Genomic DNA, 14,543 nt, shown 5'->3' with positions numbered 1-14,543 from the left:
TATAAAACCCCCAGTATGAATTATTTGTTCATACTGGGGGTTTTTTGTAGAAATTTTATAAATTGATTACTAGTAAGTGGTTTACTGAAATAGTAACCTTGCATATATTTACAGTTATGTTTTTGCAGAAACTTAAGTTGTTTTTCGGTTTCAATTCCTTCGGCAACGACTGAAAGATTTAAAGTATTTGCGAGGGAAAGTATTGTAGAAACGATGGCTCGTTCTTCAGGACGATGATCAGCTAATTGTGTAAATTCTCTCGGTACTTTTAATGTGTCGATTGGAAAAATTGATAAATAAGCAAGAGAAGAATACCCAGTACCGAAGTCATCAATGGAAGTTTGGATACCGTACTCTTTTAATTGCTTCAGTCTCAATAACGTTTCTTTCTCGTCAATCATTGCAATTCTTTCTGTTAACTCAAGTGTTACATATTTTGGATCGACTTGCACGTCGTTTAATATTTGTGAAATGTTTTCGATTAATTGATCTTGCCGGAATTCTTTTGCGGATAAATTAACACTTATTTTTAAATTTTGGTAGCCAAAGGTATGCCATATTTTTAATTGGAGACAAGCTTCTTGTAATACCCAATGTCCAAGTGGGACTACTTGTGGCGTCTCTTCTACAATTGGAATAAACTCACATGGTGAAATGTCACCTAATAGCGGGTGTTTCCATCGTATTAAAGCTTCAGCACCGATAATTTTATTTGTTGTCGTATCAATTTGTGGTTGATAAACGAGATAAAATTCTTTGTTTACTAAAGCGATTGGCAAATCTTTTTCAATTCGAGCTTTTCGTTCCATTTTTTTATATAGTTCTTTCGTGTAAAGAGAGCTACCGTTTTTTCCTTTATTCTTTGCTTCGTACATGGCCATATCAGCATGCTGCAAAATGGATAGCGCATCTTCACCTGCTTCAGGATATATTGCAATTCCGATACTCGGTGAGATTTGTAAATGTTGATTTTCGATTTCAAATGGCTCATTCATGGCCGCTACAATCCTATCAGCTATTTTTTGGACATCTGGCTTTTTTTTGTAATTCTCGATAAGGATTGTGAACTCATCCCCAGCTAGCCGCGCGAGTTTCATATTTGATGTTGCTATTCTTTCGAGCCTTTTTGCTACTGCGATGAGCAATAGGTCTCCTACTCGATGACCGAGGGTATCATTAATAACTTTAAAACGGTCTAGGTCGAGAAACATAACAGCAAAAGGCTTTTTCGATATTTTTGCTCGCGCAATTGCCTGTTCTAAATGTTGATGAAATGCACGACGATTTGCAAGCTCTGTTAAAGTATCATGGTATGCTAGGAAGTTGATTTGTTCTTGTTGTTGTTTGCTTTCCGTAATATCTTTAATCATTAAATAAACCCCAGAAATTTTCTCCTTTAAAAAGATCGGTACGGCGGTAACGTGCAAGTAGTAAATATCTCTGTTTTTATGGTAAGCCCGTATTTCTAAAGAAATAGAATATCCCTTTTTCACGCGATGAAAGGCGTTAATCATTTCTTCTAAATCTTCTTCGTATATGAGTGAATAGTAAGGCTGGTTTAATAATTCATTCGTTTGATAACCGAGTAAAGTAGTACCAGCGTTATTTACTTTGAGAAAATTACCGTACAAATCTAATGTGAAAATTGGATCTGGATGATGCTCGTATAAAGATTTAAACATTTGTTGATTATGATAGAGTTCATTTTTCTGTTCTACTAAATCTTCTGTACGTAGTTTAATTTGTTTCTCGAGTTCTGAGTTGAATTGCATTTGAGCGATCAATAATATTTTATTTTGTTTTCGAACTAAACTATGACGTATGAGAACGAAAGAAAAAGTTATTATAAGTCCAATTACTATAATAGGCGCAAAAACGTATTCAACTAATATAAAAACAATAAGCATTACTACAGAAATATACGGTAATGATAATCGGATTGATTCGCCAATTTTAGGTGTTAGTAGTACTTGTTCTTGTTTTTCAGGCTTTTTTGTATGGAGAATACAGGCGATTGCTACTAGTACTAAGGTTACTTGATAGAAAGGCGTAACTGTAAACATAGAATACTCTGGTATGAAGTATTTTATATAAGCATAAATCGCATCTGTAGTAGCATATAAAATTAAAGCACTGCCAAGAAGTGCACCGACCTTTTTAGGTAATAAGGATAGTGGTTTGAATAAAAGGTTGATTCCTATTAAGAGAAAGAGTAAATCAGCCATTGGATAGGTAAGTTGAACAAATATGTCGATATAGGATGTTGTAAAGATATGAATAGTTCGTTCAATAAGTAAGTAGTAACTTAAAGTAAATTGGGCTGTAACGATAATACAAATATCACATAGCATAAAAAGTTTTTCTAATAAATCTCGGTTATAAATGATTTCGTATAGAAAGGCAAACGTAAAGCTAACTAAAAAAAGTAAGTAAAAAAAGTCAGATGGATCAACGAACGTATAGAAGTCCTTTACAATTAAACGCTGATAGGCAACGACTATATCACCGATAAAATAAGAGAGAGCTCCAACAGATAATATGATCCAAAATAAACGAGATAGCCCTTCTTTCATGTTTGAAAAATAAAGTATATAACTACAAGCGATAATATCAATTAATAGGGTGCTCGTTCCGATTAATAGCTGAAAAGGAAATGAGTATTCATATACAAAAGGCATTGCTACATAGTGAAGCGTTATAGACAGCAATACAATGCTTATAAGAATACTTACATGTGTTTGTTTTTTCATTTATATCACCTACGGTTTCTTGAAAAGCATATATAAGTTTTATATTTATTTTGCACAATTATAGCAAGTTGTAAAGATAGATTTTAATAATTCTTGTTTCTGTCTCCCAACATATCGACATAGGAATTTGAAGTTTGCTATAATGATTAGAATAGTTGCATTATTTAGAAAAATTTAAAAATAATAATTACTGCAACTAGGACATATTGTTTACTATGTGAACTTGTTCTTAATTTAGGGGGGAGGGTTTCACAATGGCAAGTGTATATGAAAATAGTTATATGATCGTTTTGATTTTCTTGCTATTAGGTATATTGCTGCCGGTAGTGGCTCTTACATTAGGAAGGATGCTGCGCCCAAATAAACCAAGTGCAGCAAAGGCGACGACGTATGAGAGTGGAATTGAGCCTTTTCATGATGCAAATATTCGGTTTCATGCTCGTTATTATATTTTCGCTTTATTGTTTGTAATCTTTGATGTAGAAACTTTATTTTTATATCCTTGGGCTGTTGCGTATGACAAGCTAGGTTTATTTGCATTAATTGAAATGCTCATCTTTGTTGTAATGTTGCTAGTTGGATTAGCGTATGCTTGGAAAAAGAAGGTGTTACAATGGTTATAAATTTTGAGGAATTACATCCAAATGAGCGAGCAGAATTAGAACGAAATATCTTTTTTTCTACATTGGAACAGTTGAAAGGATGGGCGAGGAGCAACTCTTTATGGCCGATGACATTCGGACTGGCATGCTGTGCAATTGAAATGATGGGGGTAGGCTCATCACATTACGATTTAGATCGATTTGGGTCATTTTTTCGAACTTCACCAAGGCAATCGGACGTCATGATTGTATCGGGAACAGTAACGAAGAAGATGGCTCCTATTGTTCGGCGTTTATATGATCAAATGCCCGAACCGAAATGGGTTATTGCGATGGGATCTTGTGCGACAGCAGGTGGTCCGTATGTAAATTCATATGCTGTTGTGAAAGGTGTAGACCAAATCGTACCAGTTGATGTGTATATTCCTGGTTGTCCCCCAAATCCAGCTGCTTTAATCTATGGAATTAATAAATTAAAAGAGAAAATTCGTTACGAGGCAAAGACCGGAAAGCAGGTGACGAATAAATGAGTAATCCAAATAAAGATTTAGAGGATCTAAAAAAAGAAGCAGCTAGGCGTGCGAAAGAAGAAGCGAGAAAACGCCTTGTAGCGAAACACGAGGCGGAAATAAGTGAACTTGAGGAGGAAGATCAAGAAAAAGAGAAAGCGCTACCAAAAAATGATGATATTACTATAGAAGAAGCAAAACGACGTGCAGCAGCAGCCGCAAAAGCAAAAGCGGCGGCGTTAGCGAAACAGAAAAGAGAAGGGACAGAAGAAGTAACGGAAGAAGAAAAAGTGAAAGCCAAGGCGAAGGCAGCAGCAGCTGCAAAGGCAAAAGCGGCAGCATTAGCGAAGCAGAAAAGAGAAGGGACAGAAGAAGTAACGGAAGAAGAAAAAGCGAAAGCCAAGGCGAAGGCAGCAGCAGCTGCAAAGGCAAAAGCGGCGGCGTTAGCGAAACAGAAAAGAGAAGGAACCGAAGAAGTAACGGAAGAAGAAAAAGCGAAAGCCAAGGCAAAAGCGGTGGCGGCGGCAAAGGCGAAAGCGGCAGCATTGGCGAAGCAGAAAGCCTCGCAAGGTGATGGGGATTCGGGAGATGAAAAGGCAAAGGCAATTGCAGCGGCAAAAGCGAAAGCAGCAGCGGCTGCAAGAGCGAAGACAAAGGGAGCTGAAGGTAAGAAAGAGGATGAGCCGAAGCAGGAAGAACCGTCCGTAAATCAGCCGTATTTAAATCAGTATGTTGAGGCTATTAGGGAGAAGTTAGGAGAGGGTGCATTAGTAGATTCCTACATTAATAAACTGTCAAAGGATGTGCCAACTCTTGTGGTGGATCCCGAAAAGTATTATGAAGTGATGGAGTCACTGCGATTCCATGAGGGACTTGCTTTTGATTATATGTCAGAGCTACATGCGACGGATTTTGTGACACATATGGAAGTGTATGTTCATTTGTTTTCATATGGCAAGAAACAATCGGTAGCGGTGAAGGTAAAGCTAGACCGGGAAGCGCCACAAGTCGAATCTGTGACAGCGCTTTGGAAAGGAGCTGACTGGCCGGAGCGAGAAGCATACGATTTGCTCGGCATTGTATTTAAAGGGCATCCGAATTTAACGCGTATTTTAATGCCAGATGATTGGGTAGGATACCCGCTTAGAAAAGACTATGAACCGTATGATGTGGAGGTGTAGCTATGATCCGCACGGAAGAGATGCTTTTGAATGTAGGACCTCAGCATCCGAGTACACATGGTGTGTTCAGGCTCGTAATTAAGATTGACGGGGAAATTATTAAAGAAGCTACACCTGTTATTGGATATTTGCATCGCGGGACCGAAAAGATCGCTGAGAGCTTACAGTATACGCAAATTATCCCTTATACAGATCGAATGGACTATTTATCAGCCATGACGAATAATTACGTCATTTGCCATGCTGTAGAGACGATGATGGGGATTGAAATTCCAGAGCGTGCCGAATACTTGCGAGTACTTGCGATGGAGTTAGGAAGAATTGCCAGCCATCTCGTTTGGTGGGGGACGAATCTTCTTGATATAGGAGCGGTTAGCCCGTTTTTGTACGCGTTTCGTGAACGAGAGATGATTATAAATTTATTAAATGAATTATGCGGGGCACGGCTTACTTTTAACTATATGAGAGTTGGTGGTGTGAAGTGGGATGCGCCAGATGGTTGGATTGAAAAGGTGGAAGAGTTTGTTCCGTATATGAGAGAGCAACTGGCAGGTTATCATGATCTTGTTAGCGGTAATGAGATTTTCTTAAATCGTGTGAAAGGCGTTGGTATATATAGCGCGGAAGAAGCGATCTCGTATTCTTTAAGCGGAGCAAATTTGCGGTGCACTGGAGTAAACTGGGATCTTCGCAAAGATGAGCCGTATTCGATTTATAATCGTTTTGATTTTGATATTCCTTTTGGAAGCGTGGGAGATGCTTGGGATCGCTACGTTTGCCGAATGCAAGAAATCGAGGAGTCTTTAAAGATTGTTGAGCAAGCGGTTCAGCAGTTCCCGAAAGATGGAGCTGTGCTGGCAAAAGTACCGAAAATTATTAAGGCACCTAAGGGAGAAGCATTTGTACGTATCGAATCGCCGCGCGGAGAGATTGGTTGTTATATCGCAAGTGACGGAAAGAAAGAGCCGTACCGTTTGAAGTTTCGTAGGCCATCTTTTTATAACTTGCAAATTTTACCGAAGTTATTGAAAGGTGAAAACATCGCTAATTTAATTACGATTTTAGGTGGAGTTGATATTGTACTTGGGGAGGTTGATGGCTAATGATTGAGACGCTCTTACAATCACCTTCAAGCTGGACGAATTTCTTCATTTTTTTCGGATTAGCGGTACTTCTACTATTTGCAGTCCTTGGCTTCGTTACATATGGAATTTTGGCAGAACGGAAAGTGATGGGGTTTATGCAAGGGCGGATTGGACCAAACCAGGTTGGAGGCCGATTCGGTTTACTGCAAACGGTAGCTGATGTTTTAAAACTATTATTGAAAGAAGATAGTATTCCGAAAGCAGCAGATAAACCGCTGTTTATATTAGCGCCTGTCATTGCATTTGCACCAGCATTTATGGTGCTTGCGGTTATCCCGTTCACTGATAAATTTCAATTTGCAGATATTGGAGTCGGGCTACTTTATTATATTGCTGTTTCCGGTATTACGACGATAGGTGTTGTAACTGGGGGATGGGCATCGAATAATAAATATTCCCTTTTAGGAGGGATGCGTGCGGCGGCGCAAATGATTTCTTATGAGATTCCGCTCGTAATGAGTGTAATTGGTATCGTTTTGCTAGCTGGTAGCCTGAATTTAAATGAGATTGTAGCGGCGCAGGAGAAGGTCTGGTACATTTTCGTACAGCCAATTGGATTCGTCGTTTTCTTAATCGCAGCAGTTGCAGAGTTAAATAGGACGCCATTCGATTTGCCGGAAGCGGAGTCAGAACTTGTTTCTGGATATCATACGGAATACTCAGGTTTTCGCTGGGCGTTTTTCATGCTTTCAGAGTACGTATATTTCTTCGGGATGGCATCGTTAATTACAGTGCTCTTTTTAGGCGGATGGAATCCAGTCATGTTTCTTGGATTTATCCCAGGTGCCGTATGGTTTGCTTTGAAATTTAGCAGTGTAGTCTTTCTATTAATTTGGTTCCGCGTTACGTTCCCGCGTATAAGAGGTGACCAGTTAATGGAGTTTGGATGGAAAGTATTATTGCCGATTGCACTTGCAAATATTTTCTTAACGGCATTGATTAAGGAGTTATTCTTCTAATCTATGAGGGGGGTGCCAGTAAGAGATGAAAGGACTATTTAAAGGGTTAAAATATACATTAAGTAATTTGAGCAAGAAGAAGGTAACGTATGATTATCCAAATCAACCGTTGCCGTTGCCAGACCGTTTTCGGGGGATTCAAAAATTTTATCCGGAGAAATGTATTGTTTGTAATCAGTGCTCTAACATTTGTCCGACAGACTGTATTCAGTTAACAGGAAAGAAACATCCGGATCCTACGAAAAAAGGAAAAATTATCGACACGTATGATATTAATTTTGAAATTTGTATTCTTTGTGATTTATGTACAGAAGTTTGTCCGACAGAGGCAATTGTCATGACAAATAACTTTGAACTCGCGGAATATTCACGTGATGACTTATTTAAAAATTTGCAGTGGCTTGACGAAAACGACGAAAACGTCAGGAAGGAGAACAAGGCATGAATGGCGAGTTTGTAGCATTCTTTATACTATCCTTGTCTGCAATTATCGGCGGTGTTCTTATGTTGAACTTAACGAAAGTTATGCACATGATGCTAGCTCTCGTTCTGACATTTCTCAGCATTGCAGGTTTGTATTTTCTTTTATCAGCTGAATTTATAGGCGTTGCACAAATTTTACTTTACTCTGGTGCAATCACAATTATTATGATTTTCGGCATTATGTTAACGAAACATAACGCGGAAAATGAATCGCGTCTTACTCTTCGAAAATGGATTATCTTCTTTGCAGTTGTAGCATTTGGAGCGGTTATGTATTTCGCTGTTAATAATGTTGATTTTGCAAATGAAAGCACACAAGGAAGTTTACCTCTCCATGAAAACAACACACTTCAAATCGGTACGCTTCTCTATTCAAAATATATTATTCCATTTGAACTAACTTCAGTTATTTTACTTGTAGCACTCGTTGGCGCAATTATACTTGCGAAAAAGGACGAGAAAGAGGAGGATTCCAATGAGTAGCGTTCCAGCTTCTGCATATTTAACACTTGCGATTATTTTGTTTTGCATCGGTCTATTTGGAGCTTTAACAAAGCGGAATACAGTAATCGTATTAGTTTGTATCGAATTAATGCTGAATGCTGCCAATTTAAACTTAGTGGCGTTTAGTAAATTAGGCTTATTTCCGAATTTAACAGGTCAAATTTTCTCACTGTTTACGATGGCTGTAGCGGCAGCGGAAGCGGCGGTAGGACTCGCTATTTTAATTGCTTTATATCGTAATCGTACAACAGTTCAGGTGGATGAAATGGATACGCTTAAAGGATAGCATTGTGACCGAAAAAGGGGGAAGGAAACAATGATCGATTATGCATGGCTCATACCGCTTTTCCCACTCGTTTCGTTTTTGTTACTTATTATGTTCGGGAAGAAAATTAGAGAAGGAAGCAGCGTACTTAGTATTTTTTTCGTCTTTCTCTCCTTTATACTTGCGGTACTTGTGTTAATAGAAAGGTTTTCAGAAGCAAGCGTGAAGCATAAGTGGGTGTGGCTTAGAGCTGGAGATGTGGATATATCATTCGGCTTTGAAGTGACTGCATTAGGAGCTTTAATGTTATTTATCGTGACGCTTGTGAGTCTACTTGTACATGTGTATTCGAAAGGTTATATGAAAGGTGATGAACGATTACCGACCTTTTACGCATATTTAGGACTCTTTACATTTGCGATGTTAGGGCTTGTTATATCAACGAATTTATTACAGCTTTATATATTTTGGGAATTAGTCGGCCTTGGCTCATTTTTACTTATCGGTTTTTATTTCTTTAAAGAAGAAGCGAAGGCTGCTGCAAAAAAGGCTTTTATTATGACCCGTATTGGGGATGTTGGTTTATTTATCGGGATGATTTTAATTTTTTGGTACGCAGGTAGTTTTGAATATGACGCAATATTTAGGGCGATTTATACAGGGGATCTACCTCCTTACATGATTACAATAACAGCGATATTAATTTTTATCGGGGCGATGGGGAAATCAGGGCAGTTCCCGCTTCATACGTGGTTGCCAGATGCAATGGAGGGGCCAACGCCCGTTTCGGCACTTATTCACGCGGCGACGATGGTCGCAGCTGGCGTATATTTAGTAGCGACGATGTTCCCTCTATTTTCAGCAAGTACAGTGGCGATGCAGACAGTGGCAATCGTTGGAGCTTTCACTGCAATCTTTGCGGCCTCTATCGGTCTTGTGCAAACAGATATAAAGAGGGTGCTTGCTTATTCTACAGTTAGCCAGCTTGGGTATATGATGCTCGCGTTAGGTTCTGCCGGTTATGTAGCTGGTATATTCCATTTAACGACACATGCTTTTTTTAAAGCACTACTATTTTTGGCGGCAGGAAGTGTAATTCATGCTGTGCATACGCAAAACATTAATAAAATGGGCGGTTTACAGAAGAAGATGAAAGTAACTGGTACGCTATTTTTAATAGGTACCCTTGCCATTAGCGGTGTTCCGCTGCTTTCCGGTTTTTTTAGCAAAGATGAAATTTTAGCGGCGACGTGGATGAATGGCAATTACGTTTTATTTACTTTAGCGGTAATTGCGGCGTTTTTAACAGCGTTTTATATGTTCCGCCTTTACTTTCTTGTCTTTACTGGAGAAACGAAGACGAAGGAAGAAGTGCATGAATCGCCTCGCGTTATGACGTATCCAATGATTGTTCTCGGCGTTCTTGCGGTAGTGGCAGGATATATAAATACACCGTGGTTTGGAACGTTCCTCGGAGATTGGTTAACGAAAGATGTAGGGTTTAAGGTTGAAGAATCGCATGGACCAGTTTGGATTATGATTGTTGCGACACTCGTTTCATTTGCGGGAATCGCTCTTGCATATTTCATATATAGCAAGAAATCAATTTCTAGGAATTGGGCTGGGGGTACGGAAACATCGCTTTATAATCTTTTGAAAGAAAAATATTATGTGGATGAACTATACAACATGACGGTGATCCCTATTACGAAAGGAATCGCTCATGTGCTTCGCTTATTTGAAGTGTATGTAGTCGAAGGAATTGCAGTTTTAATTGCAAGTGTAGTGAAAGGCACAAGTAACCTTGGATCGAAACTTCAAAACGGGAATGTACAAGTGTACGGTACTGTAACGGCGGTTTCGCTCGCTGTACTCGTCATTATTTTGCTCTATACGGGAGGGGATTTACGATGAATGATTTGTTGTTAACGTTCTTCATTTTTTCCCCGCTTTTAGGAATTTTATTGCTTGTATTAACACCGAAAAAGGAATTGCGTACAGTGCGAGCGCTTGGCTTATTTGGGACGGCGCTTCCATTTGGAATCGCTATCGTCCTCGCTTGTACATATGCTTCTGGAAAGAATTTGTCACTATTCGATGAAAAGATGAAATGGATTAAGTTCGGCGATTTTACAGCGGTAGATAAAAGGTGGTTTTCTATTTATTACGAGCTCGGTATTGATGGTTTGTCGCTTGTCATGATGGTACTGACGGCTCTTCTAGCAACGCTTGCAGCAATTGCAGCCTTTTCTATTAAAAGAAATTTAAAAGCATTTTATATGCTGTTACTCATGCTAGAAATAGGAATGCTCGGCGTCTTTGCTGCTCAAAACTTAATGTTGTTTTTTATCTTCTTTGAAATTACGTTGCCACCAATGTTCTTATTAATTGGAAAGTGGGGAAAATTGTCGAGTGAAAAGGCTGCGTATAGTTATTTAATATATAACGGTATTGGCTCAGCTATTTTGCTCATTGTTTTCTCAATTTTGTTCGCGAAAACAGGTACAACAAATATTGTGGAGCTGAAAGAGATATTAAGAAGCGTAAACGCAGAGGGAGCACTCGTCATCCCAAGTAGTTTGCAGCTTAGTGTATTTATTGCCATAATGATTGCTTTTGCAATTAAACTACCTGTTTTTCCGTTGCACCGCTGGATGGTCAATGTACACATAGAAGCGCATCCAGCTGTAGTTATGCTTCATGCGGGTGTTTTGCTGAAGATTGGAGCGTACGGTATTATTCGCTTCGGGAAAGGGCTATTCCCGGAATATTTTCACGATGTTGCAACACTAATTGCGATATTAGGCGTAATTAATTTATTATACGGTGCCTTTTTAGCGCTCATCCAAACAGACTTTAGGAAAGTACTGGCTTACTCTAGTATTTCGCATATGGGAATTGTGTTAATGGGACTTGCGTCACTTAATGCACCTGGTACACAAGGAGCGTTATTCCAGGTTGTATCGCACGGTTTAATTGCAGCCTTGCTGTTTTTCTTACTCGGTGTTATAGAACAACGTTTCGGAACATCAGACATTACAGCGCTTGGTGGACTCGCAAAAAGTGTCCCAGTACTTAGCGGCTTCTTCTTAGCAGGAGGAATGGCATCGCTCGGATTACCAGGGATGTCTGGGTTTGTTAGTGAATTTCTTGCCTTTCTCGGTTTATTTCAAGGAGAGCCCGTCATTGCTGCAGTCGGTGTGATTGGCATCATTTTAACCGCTGTATATGTATTAAGGGCGACACTTCAAGTGACATTTGGAAAGAAAGAGTGGGAAGCGAAATCTGATATACACGGATGGGAGTATGTCCCTGTTTTACTACTTATCTTTTGTATTATTGCAATTGGAGTTATGCCAGAAATACTAGGGGATCCGCTTCAAAATACATTGAAAACATTGGGGGTGAAGTAGGATGGATATGAATACGTTATTTAGCTTATCGTGGCATCTAATGGTGCCAGAATTTATTATTCTCGGCGCCGCCATCCTCCTTTCCATATGTGATTTGTTTTTTAAGCTGAACCATAGATATGTAGCTCTTGGTGCGATTGCTGCCATCGTATTAGCAATCGTGTCATTAATTACTCTATATAGCGAACCGGCAGGAGATATTTTAAATGGATCGTTTGTGTTAGATGGATTTTCAAAAGGGTTTAAAACGTTGCTATTAGGTGCCGCAGCTCTCATTTTATGCACCGCAATGAGCGATGATAAGAAGAATCCAATCGAAGATAAAGGTGAATATTATTACTTATTTTTAATGGCACTTCTTGGTGCGATGTTCATGGCTTCTAGTGTAGATTTTATTACCCTTTTCGTTGGTTTGGAGTTACTTTCACTTTCTTCTTATATTTTAGTAGGAATACGAAAAAAGAGCCGTGCATCAAATGAAGCGGCAATGAAATACGTCATTAGCGGAGGAATTGGAACGGCGATTACGCTCTTCGGAATGAGTTATTTATACGGTATTACAGGTTCAACTAACATTGTAGATATGCAAAAGGTACTCACTGGGGAACTCGCTAGTGGTATTCAGTTATTGTTAGCTCTCGCATTTCTTTTATTGCTAGTTGGTCTCTCATTTAAAATTGCCACAGTGCCGTTTCATATGTGGGCACCTGATGTGTATGAAGGAGCGGCTACACCAGTTACTGCTTTTCTTGGAACGATTTCTAAAATTGCCGGGTTCCTACTCATTATTCGTTTGTTCCTTATGATCTTTGCAAGTGTATTAATACAAGGAGATATGCAATCTTTATATGGGCATATGAGTATATATATTGCGGTGCTAGCAAGTATTACGATGATTGTTGGGAATGTAGTCGCATTAAAACAATACAATATAAAGCGTTTATTTGCTTATTCGGGCATTGCTCATGCAGGATATTTACTCGTTCCACTTGTGGCATTATCACCATTTACGATGGATAGCATGTGGTTTTATATGCTGGCATACATGCTTATGAATATAGGGGCATTTGCTATCATCCACGGCTTAATCTTACAAAATAATGAGGAAAATATAACAATTTTCACAGGTTTATATAAAAGGTCGCCATTTACAGCGATAATGATGACAATTTTTATTTTATCGTTGGCTGGGATACCAGGAACGGCTGGCTTTATTGGAAAGATTAATATCTTTTTAGGCGCACTTCATGTAGAGCCAGCACATTACGTACTAGCTTCGATTATGATGGGTACGACAGTTGTTTCATTCGTATATTATTTCCGTATTTTACAACAAATGTTTTTCCGCACCGGAGAGACAGAAGAGAGAATACGGTTACCGTTAAATATAAAGGTTGTTATGAGTCTTTGTGCAATTTCGATTGTAATACTAGGGATTATGCCGATGATTGGGTACAATTTCTTTTATGAATATTTTCCATTAATGAAAGATTTCTTCTTCTTAGGGAACGTGGTACAATAGTGAAAATAAAAGGTGTGGAGTCAGTACTCTGCGCTTTTTATTTTGTGTTAACTTGTAATGTAGATATACGTTTTTGGAAAGAAAATCACGATGTAAAATGTAAGATGTCTATGTGCATTTGAAAAAGTGTAGCTCCTACTTATTATGGTATCGTTTTTATATTCTTTCATAAGTAGTAGCTGAGTAAAAAGGGGTCGATTTTTTGGCACAACTTTTAGGGCAACAAGCACTGATTGCCATTGTTTCGCATTTATTGTTTATTACCATTACGTGGTGGGCCTTACAAGGCATTCACATTGAGCGTTTAATGAAGTCCGGAAAAGTGCTGCAGACGCGAGTATTACTCATCTTAATTACAATTGCAATTGGGACATCTGTAAGTAACTTTTTCCTTGATTATTTAGGCTATTCGAAGAGTTTAACGTATTTAGTAAAGTAAGTGTATAGAACCTCAAATCTCCGTTAACAATGGGGATAGGAGGGGATGAAATTGAAGCTTAAAGCCATTCTTATTGTTGCACTTAGTGTTGTTTTATTTTTGGTTGGATATAGAGAGATGAAACCGATAAGCGATGAACAGAAAATGGAGAGCATGATCAAGGCTTTAGAGAAAAATGATGCTAAAGTAGAAAAATGGTCATGGTTAGCGAGAGAAACAAAAACAATTTCTAACATACATACGTTTCAAAAGTTGTTAAACGATGTGAAGGAAAAGGCAAATATTCAAAAGTGGGAAGTAGAGCAATCTCCAGATGGATATAAAGCTACATCCTATAAAAAGCTTTCTTCTTATGAAGAACGAGTAGTAGTAACTTGGAGTAAAGAAAATACTAAAGAAAACACTTTCATTATCTTTGAAGTAAGTGGGGCGAAATGGGACCCGAAGTATGTTCAAAACATGAATAAAATTTTTAGTGAAAAACCTATAATTTACACTTGTGTTCAAGGTGTACTGAATGATAAGATTGAAGGTGTTTTGCAAAATAAAACCAATCAGGTTTTGAAAGATCTTTCAGCAAGAGCGATCGAACAAGTAGAAGAAAGAGCATTTGTGTCAGTCTCCGCATACAATAAAAAGTGGGATGACGCTCTTTCAACAAATAGAGAGAAAATAAATGTGCAAATAGCAATACGTTCTACAGACAACAAAGATACAATTGTGGTTGGCACACCGATCATAACTTCTGAGTATTGAGTGAATAGATACTGA

At 38.6% G+C, this 14,543-nt stretch carries 14 protein-coding genes; 13 read left to right on the top strand and 1 reads right to left on the bottom strand.

The features are described 5' to 3' along the window. Positions 1-20: 20 nt before the first annotated feature. Positions 21-2,750, bottom strand: coding sequence for an EAL domain-containing protein (locus tag MR136_RS09645; protein ID WP_000745011.1), 2,730 nt, complete (start codon positions 2,748-2,750; stop codon positions 21-23). A gap of 254 nt (positions 2,751-3,004) precedes the next feature. Here MR136_RS09645 and nuoA point away from each other — a divergent pair, with 254 nt between their 5' ends. From nuoA to MR136_RS09580, 13 genes are all read left to right on the top strand, one after another. Next, a complete protein-coding gene (gene nuoA / locus MR136_RS09640; protein WP_000179273.1) occupies positions 3,005-3,373 on the top strand; it encodes an NADH-quinone oxidoreductase subunit NuoA in 369 nt (122 codons plus the stop codon). Next, positions 3,364-3,882 (top strand): NADH-quinone oxidoreductase subunit NuoB, encoded by a 519-nt coding sequence (gene nuoB / locus MR136_RS09635; RefSeq protein ID WP_000236331.1) that lies wholly within the window; start codon positions 3,364-3,366, stop codon positions 3,880-3,882. Before nuoA ends, nuoB begins: the two co-directional genes overlap by 10 nt. Further along, entirely contained in the window at positions 3,879-5,042 is a 1,164-nt protein-coding gene (locus tag MR136_RS09630) for an NADH-quinone oxidoreductase subunit C (protein WP_078420853.1), read from the top strand. Before nuoB ends, MR136_RS09630 begins: the two co-directional genes overlap by 4 nt. 2 nt (positions 5,043-5,044) lie before the next feature. Then, positions 5,045-6,145 carry an NADH-quinone oxidoreductase subunit NuoD gene (gene nuoD / locus MR136_RS09625; protein WP_078420852.1) on the top strand — a complete coding sequence of 367 codons (1,101 nt, stop codon included), beginning with the start codon at positions 5,045-5,047 and terminating at the stop codon, positions 6,143-6,145. Further along, positions 6,145-7,146: an NADH-quinone oxidoreductase subunit NuoH gene (nuoH, locus tag MR136_RS09620; RefSeq protein ID WP_000573426.1), complete on the top strand. Its 1,002-nt coding sequence runs from the start codon at positions 6,145-6,147 to the stop codon at positions 7,144-7,146. Before nuoD ends, nuoH begins: the two co-directional genes overlap by 1 nt. Before the next feature lie 25 nt (positions 7,147-7,171). Then, positions 7,172-7,591: an NADH-quinone oxidoreductase subunit NuoI gene (gene nuoI / locus MR136_RS09615; RefSeq protein WP_000677191.1), complete on the top strand. Its 420-nt coding sequence runs from the start codon at positions 7,172-7,174 to the stop codon at positions 7,589-7,591. Beyond that, positions 7,588-8,112: an NADH-quinone oxidoreductase subunit J gene (locus tag MR136_RS09610; protein ID WP_001012812.1), complete on the top strand. Its 525-nt coding sequence runs from the start codon at positions 7,588-7,590 to the stop codon at positions 8,110-8,112. The genes nuoI and MR136_RS09610 overlap by 4 nt, the downstream gene beginning before the upstream one ends. After that, on the top strand, positions 8,105-8,419 hold the full coding sequence (nuoK, locus tag MR136_RS09605; protein ID WP_000100079.1) for an NADH-quinone oxidoreductase subunit NuoK: 315 nt from the start codon (positions 8,105-8,107) through the stop codon (positions 8,417-8,419). Before MR136_RS09610 ends, nuoK begins: the two co-directional genes overlap by 8 nt. A gap of 30 nt (positions 8,420-8,449) precedes the next feature. Further along, the gene (nuoL, locus tag MR136_RS09600; RefSeq protein WP_078420851.1) at positions 8,450-10,312 is read left to right on the top strand and encodes an NADH-quinone oxidoreductase subunit L; all 1,863 of its coding nucleotides are present in this window, start codon (positions 8,450-8,452) and stop codon (positions 10,310-10,312) included. Continuing rightward, the gene (locus tag MR136_RS09595) at positions 10,309-11,811 is read left to right on the top strand and encodes an NADH-quinone oxidoreductase subunit M (protein WP_000998925.1); all 1,503 of its coding nucleotides are present in this window, start codon (positions 10,309-10,311) and stop codon (positions 11,809-11,811) included. The genes nuoL and MR136_RS09595 overlap by 4 nt, the downstream gene beginning before the upstream one ends. 7 nt (positions 11,812-11,818) lie before the next feature. Beyond that, positions 11,819-13,333 carry an NADH-quinone oxidoreductase subunit NuoN gene (gene nuoN, locus MR136_RS09590; RefSeq protein WP_370658440.1) on the top strand — a complete coding sequence of 505 codons (1,515 nt, stop codon included), beginning with the start codon at positions 11,819-11,821 and terminating at the stop codon, positions 13,331-13,333. Between the two features lie 202 nt (positions 13,334-13,535). Beyond that, the gene (locus MR136_RS09585; RefSeq protein ID WP_000057889.1) at positions 13,536-13,772 is read left to right on the top strand and encodes a DUF1146 family protein; all 237 of its coding nucleotides are present in this window, start codon (positions 13,536-13,538) and stop codon (positions 13,770-13,772) included. A gap of 51 nt (positions 13,773-13,823) precedes the next feature. Beyond that, the gene (locus tag MR136_RS09580; protein ID WP_000767916.1) at positions 13,824-14,528 is read left to right on the top strand and encodes a YwmB family TATA-box binding protein; all 705 of its coding nucleotides are present in this window, start codon (positions 13,824-13,826) and stop codon (positions 14,526-14,528) included. Positions 14,529-14,543 lie beyond the last annotated feature (15 nt).

It is taken from the genome of Bacillus cereus group sp. BfR-BA-01311 (genome assembly GCF_022664295.1).
GTDB classification, from domain to species: Bacteria; Bacillota; Bacilli; order Bacillales; family Bacillaceae_G; genus Bacillus_A; species Bacillus_A cereus.
Note: the sequence above shows the minus strand (reverse complement) of the source record. Positions and strands in the feature narration are given on the sequence as shown.

Bases quoted from the DNA above. Each gene is read 5' to 3' on its own strand.
- MR136_RS09645 (WP_000745011.1), bottom strand. From the start codon at position 2,750: ATGAAAAAACAAACACATGTAAGTATTCTTATAAGCATTGTATTGCTG.
- nuoA (WP_000179273.1), top strand. From the start codon at position 3,005: ATGGCAAGTGTATATGAAAATAGTTATATGATCGTTTTGATTTTCTTG.
- nuoB (WP_000236331.1), top strand. From the start codon at position 3,364: ATGGTTATAAATTTTGAGGAATTACATCCAAATGAGCGAGCAGAATTA.
- MR136_RS09630 (WP_078420853.1), top strand. From the start codon at position 3,879: ATGAGTAATCCAAATAAAGATTTAGAGGATCTAAAAAAAGAAGCAGCT.
- nuoD (WP_078420852.1), top strand. From the start codon at position 5,045: ATGATCCGCACGGAAGAGATGCTTTTGAATGTAGGACCTCAGCATCCG.
- nuoH (WP_000573426.1), top strand. From the start codon at position 6,145: ATGATTGAGACGCTCTTACAATCACCTTCAAGCTGGACGAATTTCTTC.
- nuoI (WP_000677191.1), top strand. From the start codon at position 7,172: ATGAAAGGACTATTTAAAGGGTTAAAATATACATTAAGTAATTTGAGC.
- MR136_RS09610 (WP_001012812.1), top strand. From the start codon at position 7,588: ATGAATGGCGAGTTTGTAGCATTCTTTATACTATCCTTGTCTGCAATT.
- nuoK (WP_000100079.1), top strand. From the start codon at position 8,105: ATGAGTAGCGTTCCAGCTTCTGCATATTTAACACTTGCGATTATTTTG.
- nuoL (WP_078420851.1), top strand. From the start codon at position 8,450: ATGATCGATTATGCATGGCTCATACCGCTTTTCCCACTCGTTTCGTTT.
- MR136_RS09595 (WP_000998925.1), top strand. From the start codon at position 10,309: ATGAATGATTTGTTGTTAACGTTCTTCATTTTTTCCCCGCTTTTAGGA.
- nuoN (WP_370658440.1), top strand. From the start codon at position 11,819: ATGAATACGTTATTTAGCTTATCGTGGCATCTAATGGTGCCAGAATTT.